The sequence below is a fragment of the Chromobacterium sphagni genome (assembly GCF_001855575.1).
GTDB lineage: Bacteria > Pseudomonadota > Gammaproteobacteria > Burkholderiales > Chromobacteriaceae > Chromobacterium > Chromobacterium sphagni.
In genome coordinates, this window is record NZ_MKCS01000002.1 from 216,840 (window position 1) to 236,670 (window position 19,831).

Consider the following 19,831-nt stretch of genomic DNA (forward strand, 5'->3'; position numbering starts at 1 on the left):
CGGCCTAGTGAGGAAGTGGCGCCACGCCGAACTTGGCCAGCAGATAGCCGGCGGTCTGCAACGCGCCTTCCACCCAGCCCTGGGCGTCGGAGTAAGCTTCGCCGCAGATGAACAGCGGCAAATCGGTCGGCTGCACGATGCGGTGCTTCACCTCCCAGCTTTTCACGCCTATGTTCCAGCTGTTCCAGCCGCCGCCGTAGGGATCATCGCCCCAGTCGCGGTAGGCGGCGTTGCGCACTTTGGGGGTGTAGGACAGGCTGTGCATCAGGGTGAGCTGTCGGGTGACCTCCTCGGTCATCATCCGCGGCGCTTTGTACTGGTGCCAGGTCAACTCGTTGCGTTGCACATTGTCGTCTTCGCCGATGAAGGGGTCCGCCAGCGGCGCCGCATCCAGTCCAGGCGCGCGCGGCTGGCGGCGCCTGGCGCGCAAGCCGTCCCAGAAGCCGGTGTTGTCGCCGTCGTCGTAGCTGGCCAGCAGCATGGCGTGGCCCTGGGTGGCGGCCTCGCCGTTGCTTTGGGGCCAGTAATAGGTCTGGCGCACCGGCAGATCGGTCACCGAACGGCCGGCCTGCACCGGCACGTAGACCGCTTGATCTTTGCCATCCTTGTCCGTGACCGTAATGGTGATGCCAGTGTTGCGCCACCATGGGCTGTTGTAGGTGGTGAACAGCTTGAACAGCGGCCGCGGCGTGACGGTGCCGATCAACGGCTGGATTTCCTGCAGCACCGGGCTGGTGGCCGCCAGGATTTCCAGCGCGCGGCGTGGCATCGCCAGGATCAGCGACTTGGCGGCGATGGTCCGGCCCTGAGACTGAAATTCAAAGCCGCCGGCCTTGCTGACGATATTGGACACATTGGACTCCAGCCGCACTTCGCCGCCCAGCTGCTGGAAAAACTGCGCCAGGGTCAACGGTACCTGCTGGAAGCCGTTGCTGAAACCTTTGTATACCGGGCTGACGCCGAAGTCGGAAAGATACCAGGGGATGGCGTCGGCGGCGTTCCAATTGCACATCGTGGAGTCGTAGCCGCCGACATCCTCGGCGTACTGATAGGCCTCGCCGGTGATGACCCGCAGCAGCACGTTCCAGAAGCCCTGCTTGTACAGCGGCACGCCGCCGAACTCGGCCTGCTGCGCCATTTCGCGCCGTTCTTCCTCGCTGAGGTTGGAATTGGTGATGCCGGGCACGATCTGCTCGATCGCGTTGACGATTACGCTGCCGGCGCTCTGGCCCTGATCGAGAAAGTTCAGCTGGTAGGGTACTTTGTCCGGATTGGCGGTGAAGTCGGCCAGGCGCAAGTAGACGCCGCGCAGATAGGCGATGTTCTGCGGTTCGTCCACCGGGAAGTCGTATAGCTCGATTTGCTGGTCCTTGGGCAGTTCCTGGTTCAGTTCCGCGATCAGGTCGGTGATCAGCGGCTGCACCGCCGGCAGGATGCGCATGCCGCCCAGCTCCGCCACCATGTCGGGGATGTCCGGCGGGCGCACTGACAGCAGCCGGCCGCCGATGTGGTTGCTGGCCTCGAAGACGGCGATCTTGTCATTGGGTTTTTCCTGTTTCAGGCGCCAGGCGCAGTAGACGCCGGATACGCCGCCGCCGATGATGGCGATGTCAAGGTTTTCGTCAGCCATGGTGCATTCCTCTACTGGAGATTGGAAGGGTTAGAAGATCACCGGCACGTTGCCGGGTTGGCCCGGGCCGTTGCTCAGCAGCCCGGTTTCCGGACGGAAGTGGAAGCAGTCCAGCGGCGGCTGCTTCTCGTAGCGGGCGTTGGATGCCTGCAGGTCGGGGGTGGGCTGGTCCAGTCCTACGGTATGCATGTCCAGCACATAGGCCTGGCCGCTCAACACGTGGTCGATGCCGCGCCGCACCGCCGCGCGTACGTCTTCCGGATGGCGAACGATCTCTCCCTCCATGCCGCCGAAGGATTTGGCCAGGGTGACGAAGTCCGGCTTGGGGCGGTGGATGCGCAGGTACTCCGGGTCCTGTGTCTTGGCGGTCCATTCGTAGCCTTCCGCCTCGCCGTACATGCTTTCCACCTGGGTCAAGCCCATTTGCAGCGTGTGGTATTCGTGGTTGTTGGTGATGATGTAGAGCACGCCCAGCTTGCGGTGTTGCGCGGTCCACCAGGTTTGCGGGTAGAACAGCGAGGAGCCGTCTCCGGTGGCGGCCACCACGAAGCGGGTGTCTATGCTCTGGCAGCCGTCCTGTTCCAGCTTGATGCCCAGCGTGGCTGGCATCGACCAGCCCAGCGAGCCGCCGCCGACGCAGTAGTAGCTGATCGGCGCCGCCGCCTGGTCAGTGAACGGCAGCAGGTACTGGAACGGCGCCGGGTCGGATACCGCCTCATGCACATAGACGAACTGCTTTTCCAGCTTGCGCTCGGCTATCTCCTTGCGCAGCGCGTCGGCGATCACCACCGCCCAGATTTCGTTCTGATGCGTCGCTTCGCGCAGATAGACTTCCCAGTCGGCGGCGCGCTTGGCGGCGAACTCCTTCAGCTTCTGGTTGCGCGCGGCGGCGGCGGGAGAGGGCTGATTGCCTATCAGCTGGTTGATCAAGGGCAAGGTGGCCTTCAGGTCGCCGAACAGCGCCGCCTCGCCGTAGTAGTTCTTGCCTATGTCCCAAGTGTTGTTGCTGAGGTAGACCTGGGTGACGTGCGGCGGGATCAGCGGGCCGTCGCTGTACTTGTAGACGGTGATCTGCGCCTGGTTGCTGAAGCCGCACAGGAACGCCACGTCATGGTCCTTGAACACCTGCTGAACGCCGGTCTGGCTGCCGGGTAGTTCGCCTTGCCAGTGGTAGTCGTTGTTGGGGAAGTTGGCCAGGCTGCTGAAGGTTTGTTGCAGCACCGGCGCGCCCAGCAGTTCCGCCATCTGCTGCAGTTCCGGCCAGGCCTGCGCGTAGCCGGCCGCGTCGCCGGCGACGATGATGGGATTCTTCGCCTCGCGCAGCAGTTTGGCGGCCTGTTCTATTGCCTGCCGGTCGGCGGTGAAGTGGGGAGAAATCTGGGTCACGCCCTTGATGCGGTCGTCGTCGCCGATGCGGCGCATGGTGAATTCCCATGGAATGGCGACGAATACCGGCCCATTTGGCGGTGCCATCGCTTCCTTGAAGGCGCGCTGCAGCACCATGGGAAATTCCTGCTCGGTGCGGACTTCGTGCGCCCATTTGGTGTACTGGCGTGCCAGGTCCACCAGATTGGACGCCAGCAACGGCTCCTGGGTGACCAGTTCATTCTGCTGTTGGCAGCACAGGATCACCAGCGGCGCCTGAGAACGCCAGGCGTTGAACAGATTGCCGATGCTGTGGGCGATGCCGGGGGTGACGTGCACCACCAGCACGCCGGGCTTGCCCGTCATCCGCGCCGAACCCATGGCGGCGCCGATGGCGATGTTTTCATGCAGACATTCGATGTACTCCACTCGATTTTCCGGGTAGGAAGTGCCATCGATGATGGGAATCTCGTTGGTGCCCGGCACGCCGAAAATCCGGTGTATGCCCAACTGGCTCAGGATATCGAACACATAGTCCCGGGCCCAGCGCTTCTGCCCGCTTGGCGCATCCATGCTCATGTTTTTCCTCCCACGTGAAAGTGCGAACCGATACGTGAGTGGTAATGCAGCAGGGGGCGGATTGAAACGAACGGAGTCTTGTCGGATAAATGCCAACAACGACGGTTTTAGTGTTGGTGTTTACTTTAGGTTGATGATTTTTAATGAAGTTTTTGATTTCAGGGCAAGTGGGGTAAGTGTGAATACGACCAGGTATTAAGGACAGTATCAACGTTTTTGATCGACTGACATTGTTGATATTGCGGCTTGCTGAACTAAAGGCGGGCTGGCGAAGCGCAAAGAGGCCGGCCTGCCGGCCGGCCCCTGTTTCAGGTGGAAAAGATCAGCGCGTCAGCGGCTTAGAACCACTGGCCGTAGCGCTTGATGTAGATGGTTTTCACGGTCTGCGTCAGCGCCAGGTAGCCGGCCATGGTCAGCAGCAGCCACCAGAAGTAGCTGGTGTCCAGCTGGATAAAACCCAGCGAGGAGGCGAGCGGCGAATATGGCAGGTAGCAGGCGATGGCGATGGCCACGCTGGTGGACAGCAGTATCGGCAAGGACGCAGTGCTTTGCAGGAAGGGGATCTTGCGGGTGCGCAACATGTGCACCACCAGCGTCTGCGACACCAGGCCCTCGATGAACCAGCCGGAGTTCATGATCAACTGGCCGCCGTCGCCGCCGTGCAGATGGTAGGCCGCGCCGGCTCCGAACACCGTCCACAACAGGATGTAGGTGGTGATGTCGAACACCGAGGATGTCGGTCCCAGCCACAGCATGAAGCGCTTGATGTTGCCGGCTTCCCACTTGCGCGGCTTTTTCAGGAAGTCCGGGTCCATCTTGTCCCAGGGCAGGAACATCTGCGACAGGTCGTACACCAGGTTCTGCAGCAGCAGCTGCATCGCCAGCATCGGCTCCCACGGCAGCCAGGCCGAGGCCACCAGCACCGAGAACACATTGCCGAAGTTGGAGCTGGCGGTCATGTTCAGGTACTTGAGGATGTTGCCGAAGGTCTCGCGGCCGGTGATCACGCCTTCTTCCAGCACCATCAGGCTCTTTTCCAAAAGGATGATGTCTGCTGTTTCCTTGGCGATGTCGGCGCCGCTGTCCACCGAGATGCCGACGTCGGCGTCGCGCAGCGCCGGCGCGTCGTTGATGCCGTCGCCCAGAAAGCCGACGGTGTGGCCGTTGGCCTGCAGGGCTTTCACCACCCGCGACTTCTGCAGCGGCGTGAGCTTGGCGAAAATGGTGGTGTGCTTGACCGCGGTGCATAGCGCCACGTCGTCCATCGCCTCGATTTCCTTGCCCACCAGCGGCAGACCGGGGCTGAGGCCGACGTCGCGGCATACCTTAGCGGTGACGATGGGGTTGTCGCCGGTCAGCACCTTCACCGCCACGCCGTATTCCTTCAGCGCGCGGATGGCTGGAGCGGCGGAGTCCTTGGGCGGATCGAAGAAGGTGAGGAAGCCGCGCACCACCAGGCCGGCCTCGTCGGAGGTCTTGTAGCTGCGCTTCTGTTCGGCGGCGGGAATGTCGCGGGTGGCCACTACCAGCACGCGGTAGCCCTCGGCATTGTATTCCTGGCTGCGCCGCAGCAGGTTGGCGCGCTCTGCCTGATCCAGCGGCTTGACGACGTCGCCGTCTTGCACGTGGCTGCAGACGGCCAGCATTTCCTCCACGGCGCCCTTGGATACCATCAGTTGCTGTCCGCCATCTTCCACTATCACCGACAGGCGGCGGCGCTCGAAGTCGAACGGCAGCTCGTCCACCTTGGCGTATTGCTGCAGCTTGACGCGTTCGCCCAGTTCGTTGGCGTGCTCCACCACGGCGATATCCATCAGGTTTTTCATGCCGCTCTGGTGGAAGCTGTTGAGCCAGGCCAGTTGCAGGATGGTTTCGTCCTTCAGGCCATGGATGTTGTAATGGTGCTCCAGGATGATCTTGTCCTGGGTCAGGGTGCCGGTCTTGTCGGTGCACAGCACGTCCATTGCGCCGAAGTTCTGCACCGAGTTCAGCCGCTTCACCACTACCTTGCGCCGCGCCATCGCCACCGCGCCCTTGGCCAAGTTGGCCGAGACTATCATCGGCAGCATTTCCGGCGTCAGTCCCACCGCCACCGCCAGCGCGAAGGTCAGCGCCGACATCCAGTCGCCTTTTGTGACGCCGTTGATCATGAACACGATGGGCACCATCACCAGCATGAAGCGGATCAGCAGCCAGGACACGCTGTTGACGCCCTTGTCGAAGCTGGTTTCGATGCGCTTGCGGCTGACCACGTTGCGCGCCAGCGAGCCGAAGTAGGTATCGGTGCCGGTGGCCACCACCAGCGCGCGGGCGGTGCCGGACACCACGTTGGTGCCCATGAAGCAGGCATTGGGCAGATCCAGCAGATCGCTTGCGCCGTCCGCATCCTGATCGGCGGATTTGGCGGCCACCGCGCCCAGGGTGTCGTATTTCTCCACCGGCAGCGCCTCGCCGGTGAGCACCGCCTGGCTGATGAACAGGTCGCGCGATTCCAGCAGGCGGATGTCGGCCGGGATCATGTCGCCGGCTTGCAGGTGGATGATGTCGCCCACCACCAGCTCGGCCATCGGCACCTCCATGCGCACCGGCGCATTGGGGGCGGAGGGCCGGCGCTGCACGGTGGCGGTATTGCGTACCAGAGACTTGAGTTTTTCCGCCGCCTTGGCCGAACGGAACTCCTGCCAGAAACGCAGCAGGCCGCTGATGGAGATCATTGTGGCCAGAATGATGACCTTGGTCCAGTCCTGGTCTTCGGGCGGCGCCATCGCGATGTCCATCACGTAGCTGATGATGCCCAGTACGATCAGCACCATCACGAAGGGATTCTTGAACGCCTGGAGCAGCTGGATCAGCGGGTGCGGCGGCTTGTCGTGCGCCACTTCGTTGGGGCCGTCCTGCTGCAGGCGGTGCGCGGCTTCCATCGCGGAGAGGCCATCAGGCTGGCTGCGCAGCCGCTTGAAGGTCTCTTCCAGCGGCAATTGCGCCTCGTTGGCCAGGCGGAAGGCGGTTTTGCCTTCATGCTTGCCCGGGGTGGCGATGAAGCCGCGGTTTTTGCTGCGTTGGGTATTGTGTTTGGTCATGGGTATCTCCAGGCGCTGACAACGGGCGTGACCATCCCTGCCGTGAGGCATCAGCGCCGACAATGTGTCGACTCGGAATCGAGAGAACATTGCCGCCCGTTGGGGTGCTCTATGCGAACGCCCCAGCGGATGGCATCTCAATCAGCGGGTTGCGTGTTTATGGCATGCCTTCTCCTGTGGACAATGATGGCGCCGCGGCTGGGCGGCTGAGCTTAGACGCTGGCGGGGCGTTGCAAGCCGCTTGGCGGCAGCGACAGGCAATCCAGCTTGACCCGGGTCAGCGGCATGGTGGCCAGCCGCTGGGCGATGCCTTGCAGGAAGTGCATACAGGCTTCCGAGCCGCAACGGAAGTCGGCGCAGATCAGCCAGGGCGTCAGCGTGTTGCGGCTTTCGCGGGCCGCCGGTTGCGGTTGCTCCTGCCACTGCTGGATGCGCAGGCCGTGCTTTTGCGCCAGGGTGCGGATTTCCCGCCGGGCAGTGCCCAGCGACATCGACGGGCAGATGATGGACAGTTGATAGAGTTGCGGATTGCGAGGGTTGGCGAATGGGTTTTGCATCGTAAGCTCCGGTGGGGTGGCGCGTGTGGTTTCACATGGCGACAGGCAGGCTTTTCCCATGGCGTGCCGGGGCCAGGGAAGGCGTGATGGAGGGCGCCGCGGTGGCACCGTCCAACGCTTACGGGAAGGGGAGGGTCAGTGCGATGCCGGTGGCGAAGGCCTTGCTGTCAGCGGTTCGGGTTCTTCGGGCATGGCTTGGGCCTTATATTGCGCGATGGGCTGCCGGCGGCGCATTGCCGCCGGCATGGACAAAGTTGGGTTCAGGCGGCGATGCGGGGGCGGCTGCTGAACAGGGAGCGATGATGCGACGGCGCGCTATGCAGGCGGCGTCCCCAGTGCACGCGGTGGATCTCCGGCAGCTGGCTCAGGCGCAGCGCCATCTCGTCCAGTTCCTGGCGTCGCATCAGCGGGCAGTTGAGCACCACCGACAGCTTGCACTGGTTTTCATGGCTGTCCGGGCCGATGGTGACTTGCGAGGCGCGCAGACCCAGATCGTGCATTTCCCAGAACAGTCGTTTGCGCAGGGTGGTGATGACGGTTTTATCGCAAACGATATTCAGGCGGAAGTCGGCCGCTTGTGCGGACTTGTTATTGCGGGTAAAGAATTTCAGCAGCTGGAACAGTTTCAGGGCTTGCATATTGAATCCCCCATTTGATTGCAACAGGTAATAGCCATCCCTTTCCGGTTTGAATAACCGTATGCGGGGATGTGGTCCGATATTGAATAGGCGGAGTATGGCGCGGCTGCTGAACCGGCTATTGCCGCCATATTGCGGAATCAGCCGGACACGCAGGTACGCAGCGCATACGTTCGCGGTTCTGGTTCTTCCGGCATGGAATCTCCTTTGGCGTACGCAGCTAGCGCAAACAATTCGGTCGGGTACTGAGTCGGTCTGATGCTTGGGGGTGTGGTTGCAATCCGTCTGCCACAATGACGCGCGGCGCATGCAAAAACACGGCTACTGCACGGCGGCATCAAGATGGAACTGTGTGGATTGCGTTTAGTGCGCAGCCCGGTCCGGGCTGGTGCAGACGCCACATCCTGGCTTTGCAGGATATGGCAGATGGAAGGAGTTCGGTCTGCTTAAATCCTGCAAGGCGATACTGCGATCGAAGATCGACTGGAACCGTCGTTGTCCACGGTTTGCCTTTGCAAAATTAATAACAATCCGACTATAAGCGAAACTGCCTATTAAATCAAACTCTATTGGTTTTCTAGGTGTAAATCGTGGCAAACATGCCATTCTCAGATCGAAACCCAATGGCCGCTGGCAGAATGGGATTGATTATTGAGTTTTCCAGTATCCCATTTCGCATGCGATGGACGAGCGATCTTGCGGGGGCGGGCGGCTGTTTCGTGTCGCCTATGGTTTTAGGGCGCATGACGGTGCCGCGGATTCTGTCTGCCAATTGGCAGGGGGCGCTCTGGATGTAAAAACGGCATCCTCGCTTGGCGGGGATGCCGTTCTGGCCTGTCGTCGTGTTGCTTACACGCCCGCCTCATGCGCCTGTATGTCGGCGTGGTAGCTGGAGCGCACCATGGCGCCTACCGCGGCGTGGACAAAGCCCATTTCATAGGCTTTTCCCTCGAACATCTTGAACACGTCCGGATGCACGTAGCGCAGCACCGGCAGGTGACCGTCGGATGGTTGCAGGTACTGGCCGATGGTCAGCATGTCCACATTGTGCGCGCGCAGGTCGCGCATCACTTCCAGGATCTCCTCGTCGGTCTCGCCCAGGCCCACCATCAGGCCGGACTTGGTGCGGACGTCAGGGTTCTTGGCCTTGTAGTCTTTCAGCAGCTGCAGCGAGTGCGCGTAGTCGGCGCCCGGGCGGGCCTGCTTGTAGAGGCGCGGCACGGTTTCCAGGTTGTGGTTCATCACATCCGGCGCGGTGCCGCTGAGGATGTCGATGGCGATGTCCAGGCGGCCGCGGAAGTCTGGAACCAGGGTTTCGATCTGGGTACCGGGCGAGGCTTCGCGCACCGCGTTGATGCAGTCGGCGAAGTGCTGGGCTCCGCCGTCGCGCAGGTCGTCGCGGTCGACCGAAGTTACCACCACGTACTTCAGGCGCATGGCGGCCACGCTGTCGGCCAGGTGCTTGGGCTCGTTCGCATCCAGCGGGTTGGGGCGGCCGTGGCCGACGTCGCAGAACGGGCAGCGGCGGGTGCAAATGTCGCCCATGATCATGAAGGTGGCGGTGCCCTTGCTGAAGCATTCGCCGATATTGGGGCAGGATGCTTCCTCGCAGACGGTGTGCAGCTTCTGCTCGCGCAGAATCTGCTTGATTTCATGGAAGCGCTGGCTGTTTGGCAGCTTGGCGCGGATCCATTCCGGTTTTCTCAGCTTTTCGTCCAGCGGGACGATCTTGATCGGGATGCGGGCGGTCTTGGCTGCGCCCTTGTGCTTCACCCCGGCCTGGTTATCCGGCTTCATGCTGTCTCCTTGCTTGTGCTCAGGTGGCGTTCCAGGTGCGGCAGCAGCTTGTCGGCGGCTTCGGCGACCGTGAGGTTCACGCCCAGATTCTTCAATTGTGTCACCTTGAGGTTGGCGTAGCCGCAAGGGTTGATCCAGCCAAACGGGGCCAGGTCCATGTCAACATTCAGGCTCAGGCCGTGGTAAGTGGCGCCGTTCTTGATGCGCAGGCCGAGCGAGGCGATCTTGGCGCCATCCACGTACACGCCGGGGGCGTCGACATCGCCATTGGCGGCGATGCCCTGCTCGGCCAGCATGTCTATGATGGCCTGTTCGATGTTGCGCACCAGCTCGCGCACGCCGACATGCATGCGCTTGAAGTCCACCAGCAGGTAGACCACCAGCTGGCCGGGGCCGTGGTAGGTGATCTGGCCGCCGCGGTCGGTCTTCACCACCGGCACGTCGTTCTGCTGCAGCAGGTGTTCCGGCTTGCCGGCCAGGCCCTGGGTGAATACCGGCGGGTGTTCCACCACCCACAGCTCATCCCGGGTGTCGGCGTTGCGCTGGTCGGTGAGTTCCTGCATGGCGCGCCAGGTCGGCTCGTAGTCGACCAAGCCCAAATGTTTGATGATGCGTTGCACCTGAGCTCCCTGGTCAGAGGACCATCTTCACCATAGGGTGGCCGGTCAGCGACAGGTAGATGTTGTCCAGTTGCTGGCGCGAGGTCGCGGTGACGGTGATGGTCAGCGCATAGAAGCGGCCGCCGGAGCTTTCGCGCAGCACCACGTCCACCTCGGCGAGGTCGGGAGCGTGGATGCGCACCACTTCGGTGATGGTGGCGACGAATTCGTCGTGCCGCTCGCCCATGATCTTGAGCGGGAAGCGACAGGGGAACTCCATCAATTCCTGTTTTTCATCAGACATGTCAGATCTACTCTTGCCAATTGCGAAACCGGCGAGCCGCGGCGACGCCTGGGCCCGCCCTTGCTGCGAATGCCTTTATTTCCAGCCCAGCATCAGCTTGAGGCTGTCCCACAAGCGGCTGAAGAAGTTGCCTTCCTCCACCGCCTTCAATGCTACCACCGGACGCTCCAGCAGCGGCTTGCCATCCAGCGACACCGTCAGCTTGCCCACCACCTGGCCGGCCTTGATCGGGGCGATCAGGGGCTGCATGGTGGTGAGGTCGGCTTTCAGCTTGGCCGCCTGGCCTTTGGCCACGGTGGAGTAGACATCGCTGCCGAACCCTACCGGCACCAGTTTGTCGCTGCCTTTATACACGGATACGTCGGACACCCGGGTGTTCGCTGCATAAAGTTTGGGCGTATCGAAAAACTGCAAGCCGTAATTGAGCAGCTTGGAGCTTTCCACCGCGCGCGCCTCCGGGCTGGCGGTGCCGACCACCACGGAAATCACGCGGCGGCCGTCGCGGTGGCTCGACGTTACCATATTGTAACCAGCGCTGTCGGTGTAGCCGGTCTTCATTCCGTCCACATTGGGGTCGCGGTACAACAGCAGGTTGCGGTTGGGCTGCTTGATGTTGTTGTAGGTGAACGACTTCATCGAGTAGATCGGGTAGAACTCCGGGTAGTCGCGGATCAGCGCGGCGGCCAGGATGCCCAGGTCGTGCACCGTGGTGTAGTGGTCGGCGTGCGGCAGGCCGGTGGCGTTCTTGAACTGGGTGTTCTTCATGCCCAGCTTCTGCGCCTGTTGGGTCATCATCTGCGCGAACACGTCTTCGCTGCCGGCGATGGCTTCGGCCAGCGTCACGCAGGCGTCGTTGCCGGACTGCACGATCATGCCCTTGATCAGGTCGTCCACCTTGGCCGGGACTTTCGGATCCAGGAACATCCGCGAGCCTTCGGTCTTCCAGCCTCGCTGCGACACGGTCAGCGTCTGCTCCAGGCTCAGGCGTTTCTCCTTCAGCGCCTTGAAGGTCAGGTAGGCGGTCATCAGCTTGGTCAGCGAGGCCGGCTCGATGCGGGAGTCCGGGTCGCGCGCGGCCAGCACCTGGGCGCTGTTGTAGTCCAGCAGATAGTAGGCCTTGCCGGCGATTTCCGGCGCGGGCGGGGTGAATGCGGTATTGGCAAAACCAAGGGACGGCAGCGCCAGGGCGGCGGCCACCAGGGCAGTGGTGAGTTTTTTCATTTTGGAGAGGACTTGCTAGGGGTCACAAACAGTAGCCGCTGATTATACACGCTGTGGCCACCACCGTTACCGGAAAAACCCGCTGACCGCCTGGATGTTGCAATGCAACGGCCGATGCGCGGCGGGCCTCCCGCTTGCTTGGAGTTCCTGATACTCTGACAGTTCAAATACAAGAAATTACAGGGACGAAGGCATCACTATGAGCGGCAAGCAAGACTATCTGGAACGCATCCTGACGTCACGGGTTTACGATGTGGCGGTGGAGACGCCGCTGGAGCGGGCGCCGAACCTGTCGCGCCGTTACGGCAACAATATCCTGCTCAAGCGCGAAGACCTGCAGCCGGTGTTTTCCTTCAAGCTGCGCGGCGCTTACAACAAGATGGCCAAGCTGAGCGCCGAGCAGCGGGCGAGGGGGGTGATTACCGCCAGCGCCGGCAATCATGCGCAGGGCGTCGCCCTGTCCGCCAGCAAGCTGGGCTGCGAGGCGGTGATCGTGATGCCGGTGACCACGCCGCAGATCAAGATCGACGCGGTGAAGCAGCGCGGCAGCCAGGTGGTGCTGTTCGGCGACTCCTTCAATGAGGCGTACCTGCACGCGGTGCAGCTGGCCGAGCAAAGCGGCAGGACCTATATCCCGCCCTTCGACGATCCGGATGTGATCGCCGGTCAGGGAACGGTGGGGATGGAAATCCTGCGCCAGCACCCGGACGGGCTGGATGCGGTGTTTGTCGCCATCGGCGGCGGCGGCCTGGCGGCCGGGGTGGCCAGCTTCATCAAGCGCCTGAAGCCGGAGATCAAGATCATCGGCGTGCAGCCGGTGGATTCCGACGCCATGCGCCAGTCCATCGAAAAAGGCGAGCGGGTGGAGTTGAAGGACGTGGGCCTGTTCGCCGACGGCGTGGCGGTGAAGCTGGTGGGTGAGGAAACATTCCGCATCTGCCGCGAGCTGCTGGACGAGATCATCCTGGTGGATTCCGATGCCATCTGCGCGGCGATCAAGGACATCTTCGAGGACACACGTTCCATCGTCGAGCCGGCGGGGGCCCTGGCGGTGGCCGGCGCCAAAGCCTATATAGAGCGCGAAGGCTGCCGCGAGCAGACGCTGGTGGCGATCTCCTGCGGCGCCAACATGAATTTCGACCGCCTGCGCCATGTGTCGGAGCGTTCCGAGCTGGGCGAGCGGCGTGAGGCCATCATCGCCGTCACCATTCCGGAGAAGCCGGGCAGCTTCAAGCGCTTCTGTTCGGTGATAGGCGGCCGCAACATCACCGAGTTCAACTACCGCTTCGCCGACCCCAGCGTCGCCCATGTGTTCGTCGGCGTGCAGATCAGCGGCCGCGAAGATGTGGAGCGCTTGTTGCAGGACCTGCGCGCGGCGGAGTTGGACGGCATGGATCTCACTGACAACGAGCTGGCCAAACTGCATATCCGCCATCTGGTGGGCGGCCATGCGCCGCAACTGAAGGACGAGCGGGTGCTGCGCTTCGAGTTTCCGGACCGGCCGGGCGCCTTGATGCGCTTCCTGGAGTCCATGCGCACCGACTGGAACATCAGCTTGTTTCATTACCGCAACCACGGCGCCGATTACGGCCGGGTGCTGGTCGGCATCCAGGTGCCGTCCGGCGACGCCCAGCCCTTCCAGCGGTTCTTGGATGTTCTGGGTTATCCGTGTGTGGAAGAGACCGGCAACCCGGCTTACCGTTTGTTTCTTGGCAAGACCATCCGTTGATGGTGGAATGGCGAACTATATATAACGTTTGAAGTTGAGATCATGATCAAGGCAGTGTTATTCGATCTGGACGGCACGCTGGCGGACACCGCCCGCGACCTGGGGGCTGCGCTCAACCGCCTGCTGGCGGAGGAGGGCTTGCCGCCGCAGCCGTACGAGGCGATCCGTCCACTGGCCAGCCATGGCGCGCGCGGACTGGTGAGGCTGGGCTTCGGCAAGGATATCGGCGCGGACAGGCTGGAGGCGCTCAGGTTGCGTTTTCTCGATCATTACGAAGCCAGCTTCGCCGACGAGACCTGCTTGTTCGAAGGCGTCAATACGCTGATCGATGCTTTGGATGGTCGTGGGCTGGTGTGGGGCATCATCACCAACAAGCCGATGCGCTTCACCGACCGGTTGGTGCCGGCTTTGCCATTTTCCAGCGCGCCGGCAGTGACGGTCAGCGGCGATACCGTGGGTGTGGCCAAGCCTGACCCGAGGCCGATGTTGCACGCCGCGCAGCAGATCGGCATCGCGCCGGAACATTGCATATATGTTGGCGATGCCGAGCGTGACATCATGGCTGGCCGCCGCGTGGGCATGAAGACAGTGCTGGCCAACTGGGGTTACATCTCGGACGAGGATCGCCCGGACGAGTGGGGGGCGGATGCCGATATCGACTACCCCCTGCAACTGCTTGACCATATATAGGCATAGCCCTGGGGGAGAGCCGACGGGCCGGCGGCAACGCCGGCCTGTTTTTCATGGCGCGGGCGGCAAGGTTTTGCACCGGCGCGGGGTTGTTGTGGCCGGGTTGTAAAACACCCCGTCTTCATATCTTCTTTTTCATCAGTTGCTTGCGTGGTCTTGGCGGCTGGTCGGCCCGCCGTTGCTCGCTTTTTTGCGAAAAGGTGTTGACGAGGATAGGGCGCGGCGGTATAGTTCGCCTCCTCAGCTGACGCAGCGAACGAAACAAGCCGAACGAAACAGGTTCCGGCGGTGTTCGAAGCGGCCGGCACTGCTCTTTAACAGAACGAATAACCGATAGGTGTAAGTGCTTGGCGAAAGCCAAAAACTTGCACTGCAAGAGATAAGAAATACTTGTTTTATTTCTTTGAACTTGCGTGCCAGAAAATTTGCTATGAGATTGAACTGAAGAGTTTGATCCTGGCTCAGATTGAACGCTGGCGGCATGCTTTACACATGCAAGTCGAACGGTAACAGGGAGCTTGCTCCGCTGACGAGTGGCGAACGGGTGAGTAACGCATCGGAATGTACCGTGTAATGGGGGATAGCTCGGCGAAAGCCGGATTAATACCGCATACGCCCTGAGGGGGAAAGTGGGGGACCGTAAGGCCTCACGTTATACGAGCAGCCGATGTCTGATTAGCTAGTTGGTGAGGTAAGAGCTCACCAAGGCGACGATCAGTAGCGGGTCTGAGAGGATGATCCGCCACACTGGGACTGAGACACGGCCCAGACTCCTACGGGAGGCAGCAGTGGGGAATTTTGGACAATGGGCGCAAGCCTGATCCAGCCATGCCGCGTGTCTGAAGAAGGCCTTCGGGTTGTAAAGGACTTTTGTTCGGGAGGAAATCCCGCTGGTTAATACCTGGCGGGGATGACAGTACCGGAAGAATAAGCACCGGCTAACTACGTGCCAGCAGCCGCGGTAATACGTAGGGTGCAAGCGTTAATCGGAATTACTGGGCGTAAAGCGTGCGCAGGCGGTTTTGCAAGTCTGATGTGAAAGCCCCGGGCTCAACCTGGGAACGGCATTGGAGACTGCAAGACTAGAGTGCGTCAGAGGGGGGTAGAATTCCGCGTGTAGCAGTGAAATGCGTAGAGATGCGGAGGAATACCGATGGCGAAGGCAGCCCCCTGGGATGACACTGACGCTCATGCACGAAAGCGTGGGGAGCAAACAGGATTAGATACCCTGGTAGTCCACGCCCTAAACGATGTCAATTAGCTGTTGGGGGTTTGAATCCTTGGTAGCGTAGCTAACGCGTGAAATTGACCGCCTGGGGAGTACGGCCGCAAGGTTAAAACTCAAAGGAATTGACGGGGACCCGCACAAGCGGTGGATGATGTGGATTAATTCGATGCAACGCGAAAAACCTTACCTGCTCTTGACATGTACGGAACTTGCCAGAGATGGCTTGGTGCCCGAAAGGGAGCCGTAACACAGGTGCTGCATGGCTGTCGTCAGCTCGTGTCGTGAGATGTTGGGTTAAGTCCCGCAACGAGCGCAACCCTTGTCATTAGTTGCCATCATTAAGTTGGGCACTCTAATGAGACTGCCGGTGACAAACCGGAGGAAGGTGGGGATGACGTCAAGTCCTCATGGCCCTTATGAGCAGGGCTTCACACGTCATACAATGGTCGGTACAGAGGGTCGCTAAGCCGCGAGGTGGTGCCAATCTCATAAAACCGATCGTAGTCCGGATCGCACTCTGCAACTCGAGTGCGTGAAGTCGGAATCGCTAGTAATCGCAGATCAGCATGCTGCGGTGAATACGTTCCCGGGTCTTGTACACACCGCCCGTCACACCATGGGAGTGAGTTTCACCAGAAGTGGGTAGGCTAACCGTAAGGAGGCCGCTTACCACGGTGGGATTCATGACTGGGGTGAAGTCGTAACAAGGTAGCCGTAGGGGAACCTGCGGCTGGATCACCTCCTTTCTAGAGAAGGCGATCGTCAAGTACTTACAGCCTATCGGTTATTCTGTTAAGGGCAGCCAGCTCCTTGTGGGGCTGGCGTAGAAGTTTACTGGGTTTGTAGCTCAGCTGGTTAGAGCACTGTGTTGATAACGCAGGGGTCGTAGGTTCGAGTCCTACCAGACCCACCAGTTGGGGGATTAGCTCAGTTGGGAGAGCACCTGCTTTGCAAGCAGGGGGTCGTCGGTTCGATCCCGTCATCCTCCACCACAACTCAAACACAAGCGAACTCGGAAGAGTTTGGTTCTGTTTGCGTTGTAATTTTAACGCCCGATCTTTAACAAACTGAAGAAGCCGAATATATAAGACGGCGAAATGAAAGCGTAGAGTTAATTCTGTACGCGGACAAATCGTCATCTTGGGTATTTGATTGTATCTAAGGCTGCGTCGCCATATCAAAAGGGGCGGTGCAGTCGTCGCACAAACACGCTCTGTCATGAAGTGACGTAGGTTACTGAAATGATAGGGTCAAGCGACTAAGTGCATCTGGTGGATGCCTTGGCGATCACAGGCGATGAAGGACGTGTAAGCCTGCGAAAAGCGTGGGGGAGCTGGCAATAGAGCTTTGATCCCACGATATCCGAATGGGGAAACCCGGCCCTTAGGGGTCATCCCGTGCTGAATACATAGGCACGAGGAAGCGAACTCAGCGAACTGAAACATCTAAGTAGCTGAAGGAAAAGAAATCAACCGAGATTCCGTAAGTAGTGGCGAGCGAACGCGGAACAGCCTGTATGTGATAGAGATTGCGTTAGTGGAAGGTTCATGGAAAGGACCGCCATAGTGGGTGATAGCCCCGTACACGAAAACGCATTCTTGGTACTAAGCATACGAAAAGTAGGGCGGGACACGCGAAATCCTGTTTGAAGATGGGGGGACCATCCTCCAAGGCTAAATACTCGTGATCGACCGATAGTGAACCAGTACCGTGAGGGAAAGGCGAAAAGAACCCCGGGAGGGGAGTGAAATAGAACCTGAAACCGGATGCATACAAACAGTGGGAGCGGACTTGTTCCGTGACTGCGTACCTTTTGTATAATGGGTCAGCGACTTACATTCAGTGGCAAGCTTAACCGAATAGGGGAGGCGTAGGGAAACCGAGTCCGAATAGGGCGAATCAGTCGCTGGGTGTAGACCCGAAACCGAGTGATCTATCCATGGCCAGGATGAAGGTGCGGTAACACGCACTGGAGGTCCGAACCCACTAGTGTTGCAAAACTAGGGGATGAGCTGTGGATAGGGGTGAAAGGCTAAACAAACTCGGAGATAGCTGGTTCTCCCCGAAAACTATTTAGGTAGTGCCTCATGTATCACTTCCGGGGGTAAAGCACTGTTATGGCTAGGGGGTCATTGCGATTTACCAAACCATGGCAAACTCTGAATACCGGAAAGTGCCAGCATGGGAGACAGACAGTGGGTGCTAACGTCCATTGTCAAGAGGGAAACAACCCAGACCGCCAGCTAAGGTCCCAAATGATCAGTTAAGTGGTAAACGAAGTGGGAAGGCATAGACAGCCAGGATGTTGGCTTAGAAGCAGCCATCATTTAAAGAAAGCGTAATAGCTCACTGGTCGAGTCGTCCTGCGCGGAAGATGTAACGGGGCTCAAACTGATAACCGAAGCTGCGGATGGGCACAGTCAAATGTGTCCGTGGTAGGGGAGCGTTCTGTAGGTCTGTGAAGGTGTGTCGAGAGGCATGCTGGAGATATCAGAAGTGCGAATGCTGACATGAGTAGCGATAAAGCGGGTGAAAAGCCCGCTCGCCGAAAGCCCAAGGTTTCCTACGCAACGTTCATCGGCGTAGGGTGAGTCGGCCCCTAAGGCGAGGCTGAAAAGCGTAGTCGATGGGAAACGGGTTAAAATTCCCGTACTTTTGTGTAGTGCGATGTGGGGACGGAGAAGGTTAGGTCAGCAGACTGTTGGAATAGTCTGTTCAAGCCGGTAGGTGTGAAGAGTAGGCAAATCCGCTCTTCTTTAACACCGAGACGTGATAACGAGGGTCTACGGACCTGAAGTGACTGATACCACGCTTCCAGGAAAAGCCACTAAGCTTCAGCTACACAAGAACCGTACCGCAAACCGACACAGGTGGGCAGGATGAGAATTCTAAGGCGCTTGAGAGAACTCAGGAGAAGGAACTCGGCAAATTGATACCGTAACTTCGGGAGAAGGTATGCCTGTTGTGGTGTAAGACTTCGCGTCTGAAGCTATGACAGGTCGCAGAGAATCGGTGGCTGCGACTGTTTAACAAAAACACAGCACTGTGCCAACACGAAAGTGGACGTATACGGTGTGACGCCTGCCCGGTGCCGGAAGGTTAAGTGATGGGGTGCAAGCTCTTGATCGAAGCCCCGGTAAACGGCGGCCGTAACTATAACGGTCCTAAGGTAGCGAAATTCCTTGTCGGGTAAGTTCCGACCCGCACGAATGGCGTAACGATGGCCACACTGTCTCCTCCTGAGACTCAGCGAAGTTGAAGTGTTTGTGAAGATGCAATCTACCCGCTGCTAGACGGAAAGACCCCGTGAACCTTTACTGTAGCTTTGCATTGGACTTTGAAGTGGTTTGTGTAGGATAGGTGGGAGGCTATGAAGCCTGGACGCTAGTTCAGGTGGAGCCAACCTTGAAATACCACCCTGACCCCTTTGAGGTTCTAACCTTGGTCCGTGATCCGGATTGGGGACAGTGCATGGTAGGCAGTTTGACTGGGGCGGTCTCCTCCCAAAGTGTAACGGAGGAGTTCGAAGGTTACCTAGGTACGGTCGGAAATCGTGCTGATAGTGCAATGGCAAAAGGTAGCTTAACTGCGAGACCGACAAGTCGAGCAGGTGCGAAAGCAGGACATAGTGATCCGGTGGTTCTGTATGGAAGGGCCATCGCTCAACGGATAAAAGGTACTCCGGGGATAACAGGCTGATACCGCCCAAGAGTTCACATCGACGGCGGTGTTTGGCACCTCGATGTCGGCTCATCACATCCTGGGGCTGTAGCCGGTCCCAAGGGTATGGCTGTTCGCCATTTAAAGTGGTACGTGAGCTGGGTTCAAAACGTCGTGAGACAGTTTGGTCCCTATCTGCAGTGGGCGTTGGAAGTTTGACGGGGGCTGCTCCTAGTACGAGAGGACCGGAGTGGACGAACCTCTGGTGTACCGGTTGTCACGCCAGTGGCATCGCCGGGTAGCTAAGTTCGGAAGAGATAACCGCTGAAAGCATCTAAGCGGGAAACTCGCCTGAAGATGAGACTTCCCTGGAGGCTAGACCTCCCTGAAGAGTCGTTCGAGACCAGGACGTTGATAGGTCGGGTGTGGAAGCGCTGTGAGGCGTGAAGCTAACCGATACTAATTGCTCGTGAGGCTTGATCCTATCATTTGAGTGGCTTGGGAAACTGAGTGACGAAGATGGAGTGTGAGTGCGACACAATTGAGTACCCGAAAAAATATTCAGAACGCGTTGAGAGACGAGTTCAGGCTTCTTGAGTTTGTACCAGTTTATGTCTGGTGGCCATAGCGAGGTGGTCCCACGCCTTCCCATCCCGAACAGGACCGTGAAACGCCTTAGCGCCGATGATAGTGTGGCATTCGCCATGTGAAAGTAGGACACCGCCAGACGCCCGATAGCGGAACCCCAGCTCAA

At 59.6% G+C, this 19,831-nt stretch carries 11 protein-coding genes, 2 tRNA genes and 3 rRNA genes; 7 read left to right on the plus strand and 9 right to left on the minus strand.

What is annotated here, in order from left to right:
• Positions 1–4: 4 nt before the first annotated feature.
• The 9 genes from BI347_RS16870 to BI347_RS16910 form a co-directional block, all read right to left on the minus strand.
• Positions 5–1,630: a flavin monoamine oxidase family protein gene (locus BI347_RS16870; RefSeq protein WP_071114001.1), complete on the minus strand. Its 1,626-nt coding sequence runs from the start codon at positions 1,628–1,630 to the stop codon at positions 5–7.
• Positions 1,631–1,660: 30 nt separating this feature from the next.
• Positions 1,661–3,568: a thiamine pyrophosphate-binding protein gene (locus BI347_RS16875; protein WP_239690936.1), complete on the minus strand. Its 1,908-nt coding sequence runs from the start codon at positions 3,566–3,568 to the stop codon at positions 1,661–1,663.
• Between the two features lie 344 nt (positions 3,569–3,912).
• Positions 3,913–6,654 carry a magnesium-translocating P-type ATPase gene (gene mgtA / locus BI347_RS16880; protein ID WP_071116538.1) on the minus strand — a complete coding sequence of 914 codons (2,742 nt, stop codon included), beginning with the start codon at positions 6,652–6,654 and terminating at the stop codon, positions 3,913–3,915.
• 212 nt (positions 6,655–6,866) lie between these two features.
• A complete protein-coding gene (locus BI347_RS16885) occupies positions 6,867–7,211 on the minus strand; it encodes a hypothetical protein (RefSeq protein WP_071113999.1) in 345 nt (114 codons plus the stop codon).
• Between the two features lie 260 nt (positions 7,212–7,471).
• Positions 7,472–7,849 carry a hypothetical protein gene (locus BI347_RS16890; protein ID WP_071113998.1) on the minus strand — a complete coding sequence of 126 codons (378 nt, stop codon included), beginning with the start codon at positions 7,847–7,849 and terminating at the stop codon, positions 7,472–7,474.
• 849 nt (positions 7,850–8,698) lie between these two features.
• On the minus strand, positions 8,699–9,646 hold the full coding sequence (lipA, locus tag BI347_RS16895) for a lipoyl synthase (protein ID WP_071116539.1): 948 nt from the start codon (positions 9,644–9,646) through the stop codon (positions 8,699–8,701).
• Entirely contained in the window at positions 9,643–10,266 is a 624-nt protein-coding gene (gene lipB, locus BI347_RS16900) for a lipoyl(octanoyl) transferase LipB (RefSeq protein ID WP_071113996.1), read from the minus strand. Before lipB ends, lipA begins: the two co-directional genes overlap by 4 nt.
• Before the next feature lie 13 nt (positions 10,267–10,279).
• Positions 10,280–10,549 carry a YbeD family protein gene (locus BI347_RS16905; RefSeq protein ID WP_071113995.1) on the minus strand — a complete coding sequence of 90 codons (270 nt, stop codon included), beginning with the start codon at positions 10,547–10,549 and terminating at the stop codon, positions 10,280–10,282.
• Between the two features lie 75 nt (positions 10,550–10,624).
• Positions 10,625–11,770 (minus strand): D-alanyl-D-alanine carboxypeptidase family protein, encoded by a 1,146-nt coding sequence (locus BI347_RS16910; RefSeq protein ID WP_071116540.1) that lies wholly within the window; start codon positions 11,768–11,770, stop codon positions 10,625–10,627.
• Between the two features lie 199 nt (positions 11,771–11,969).
• Here BI347_RS16910 and ilvA point away from each other — a divergent pair, with 199 nt between their 5' ends.
• The 7 genes from ilvA to rrf all read left to right on the plus strand — a co-directional run bounded on the left by ilvA (position 11,970) and on the right by rrf (position 19,806).
• Positions 11,970–13,499 (plus strand): threonine ammonia-lyase, biosynthetic, encoded by a 1,530-nt coding sequence (ilvA, locus tag BI347_RS16915; protein ID WP_071113993.1) that lies wholly within the window; start codon positions 11,970–11,972, stop codon positions 13,497–13,499.
• Between the two features lie 42 nt (positions 13,500–13,541).
• On the plus strand, positions 13,542–14,189 hold the full coding sequence (locus BI347_RS16920; RefSeq protein ID WP_071116541.1) for an HAD family hydrolase: 648 nt from the start codon (positions 13,542–13,544) through the stop codon (positions 14,187–14,189).
• A gap of 438 nt (positions 14,190–14,627) precedes the next feature.
• Positions 14,628–16,163, plus strand: a 16S ribosomal RNA gene (locus BI347_RS16925).
• A 90-nt stretch (positions 16,164–16,253) separates the two neighbouring features.
• Positions 16,254–16,330 (plus strand) — tRNA-Ile (locus BI347_RS16930).
• Positions 16,331–16,333: 3 nt separating this feature from the next.
• Positions 16,334–16,409 (plus strand) — tRNA-Ala (locus BI347_RS16935).
• 256 nt (positions 16,410–16,665) lie between these two features.
• A 23S ribosomal RNA gene (locus tag BI347_RS16940) occupies positions 16,666–19,561 on the plus strand.
• Between the two features lie 130 nt (positions 19,562–19,691).
• A 5S ribosomal RNA gene (rrf, locus tag BI347_RS16945) occupies positions 19,692–19,806 on the plus strand.
• The 16S, 23S and 5S rRNA genes sit together here with 2 tRNA genes alongside, the layout of an rRNA operon.
• The last annotated feature ends 25 nt before the right edge of the window (positions 19,807–19,831 follow it).

Excerpts from the sequence above, each read along its gene's own strand:
- BI347_RS16870 (WP_071114001.1), bottom strand. The coding sequence starts at position 1,630 with ATGGCTGACGAAAACCTTGACATCGCCATCATCGGCGGCGGCGTATCC.
- BI347_RS16875 (WP_239690936.1), bottom strand. The coding sequence starts at position 3,568 with ATGGATGCGCCAAGCGGGCAGAAGCGCTGGGCCCGGGACTATGTGTTC.
- mgtA (WP_071116538.1), bottom strand. The coding sequence starts at position 6,654 with ATGACCAAACACAATACCCAACGCAGCAAAAACCGCGGCTTCATCGCC.
- BI347_RS16885 (WP_071113999.1), bottom strand. The coding sequence starts at position 7,211 with ATGCAAAACCCATTCGCCAACCCTCGCAATCCGCAACTCTATCAACTG.
- BI347_RS16890 (WP_071113998.1), bottom strand. The coding sequence starts at position 7,849 with ATGCAAGCCCTGAAACTGTTCCAGCTGCTGAAATTCTTTACCCGCAAT.
- lipA (WP_071116539.1), bottom strand. The coding sequence starts at position 9,646 with ATGAAGCCGGATAACCAGGCCGGGGTGAAGCACAAGGGCGCAGCCAAG.
- BI347_RS16905 (WP_071113995.1), bottom strand. The coding sequence starts at position 10,549 with ATGTCTGATGAAAAACAGGAATTGATGGAGTTCCCCTGTCGCTTCCCG.
- BI347_RS16910 (WP_071116540.1), bottom strand. The coding sequence starts at position 11,770 with ATGAAAAAACTCACCACTGCCCTGGTGGCCGCCGCCCTGGCGCTGCCG.
- ilvA (WP_071113993.1), top strand. The coding sequence starts at position 11,970 with ATGAGCGGCAAGCAAGACTATCTGGAACGCATCCTGACGTCACGGGTT.
- BI347_RS16920 (WP_071116541.1), top strand. The coding sequence starts at position 13,542 with ATGATCAAGGCAGTGTTATTCGATCTGGACGGCACGCTGGCGGACACC.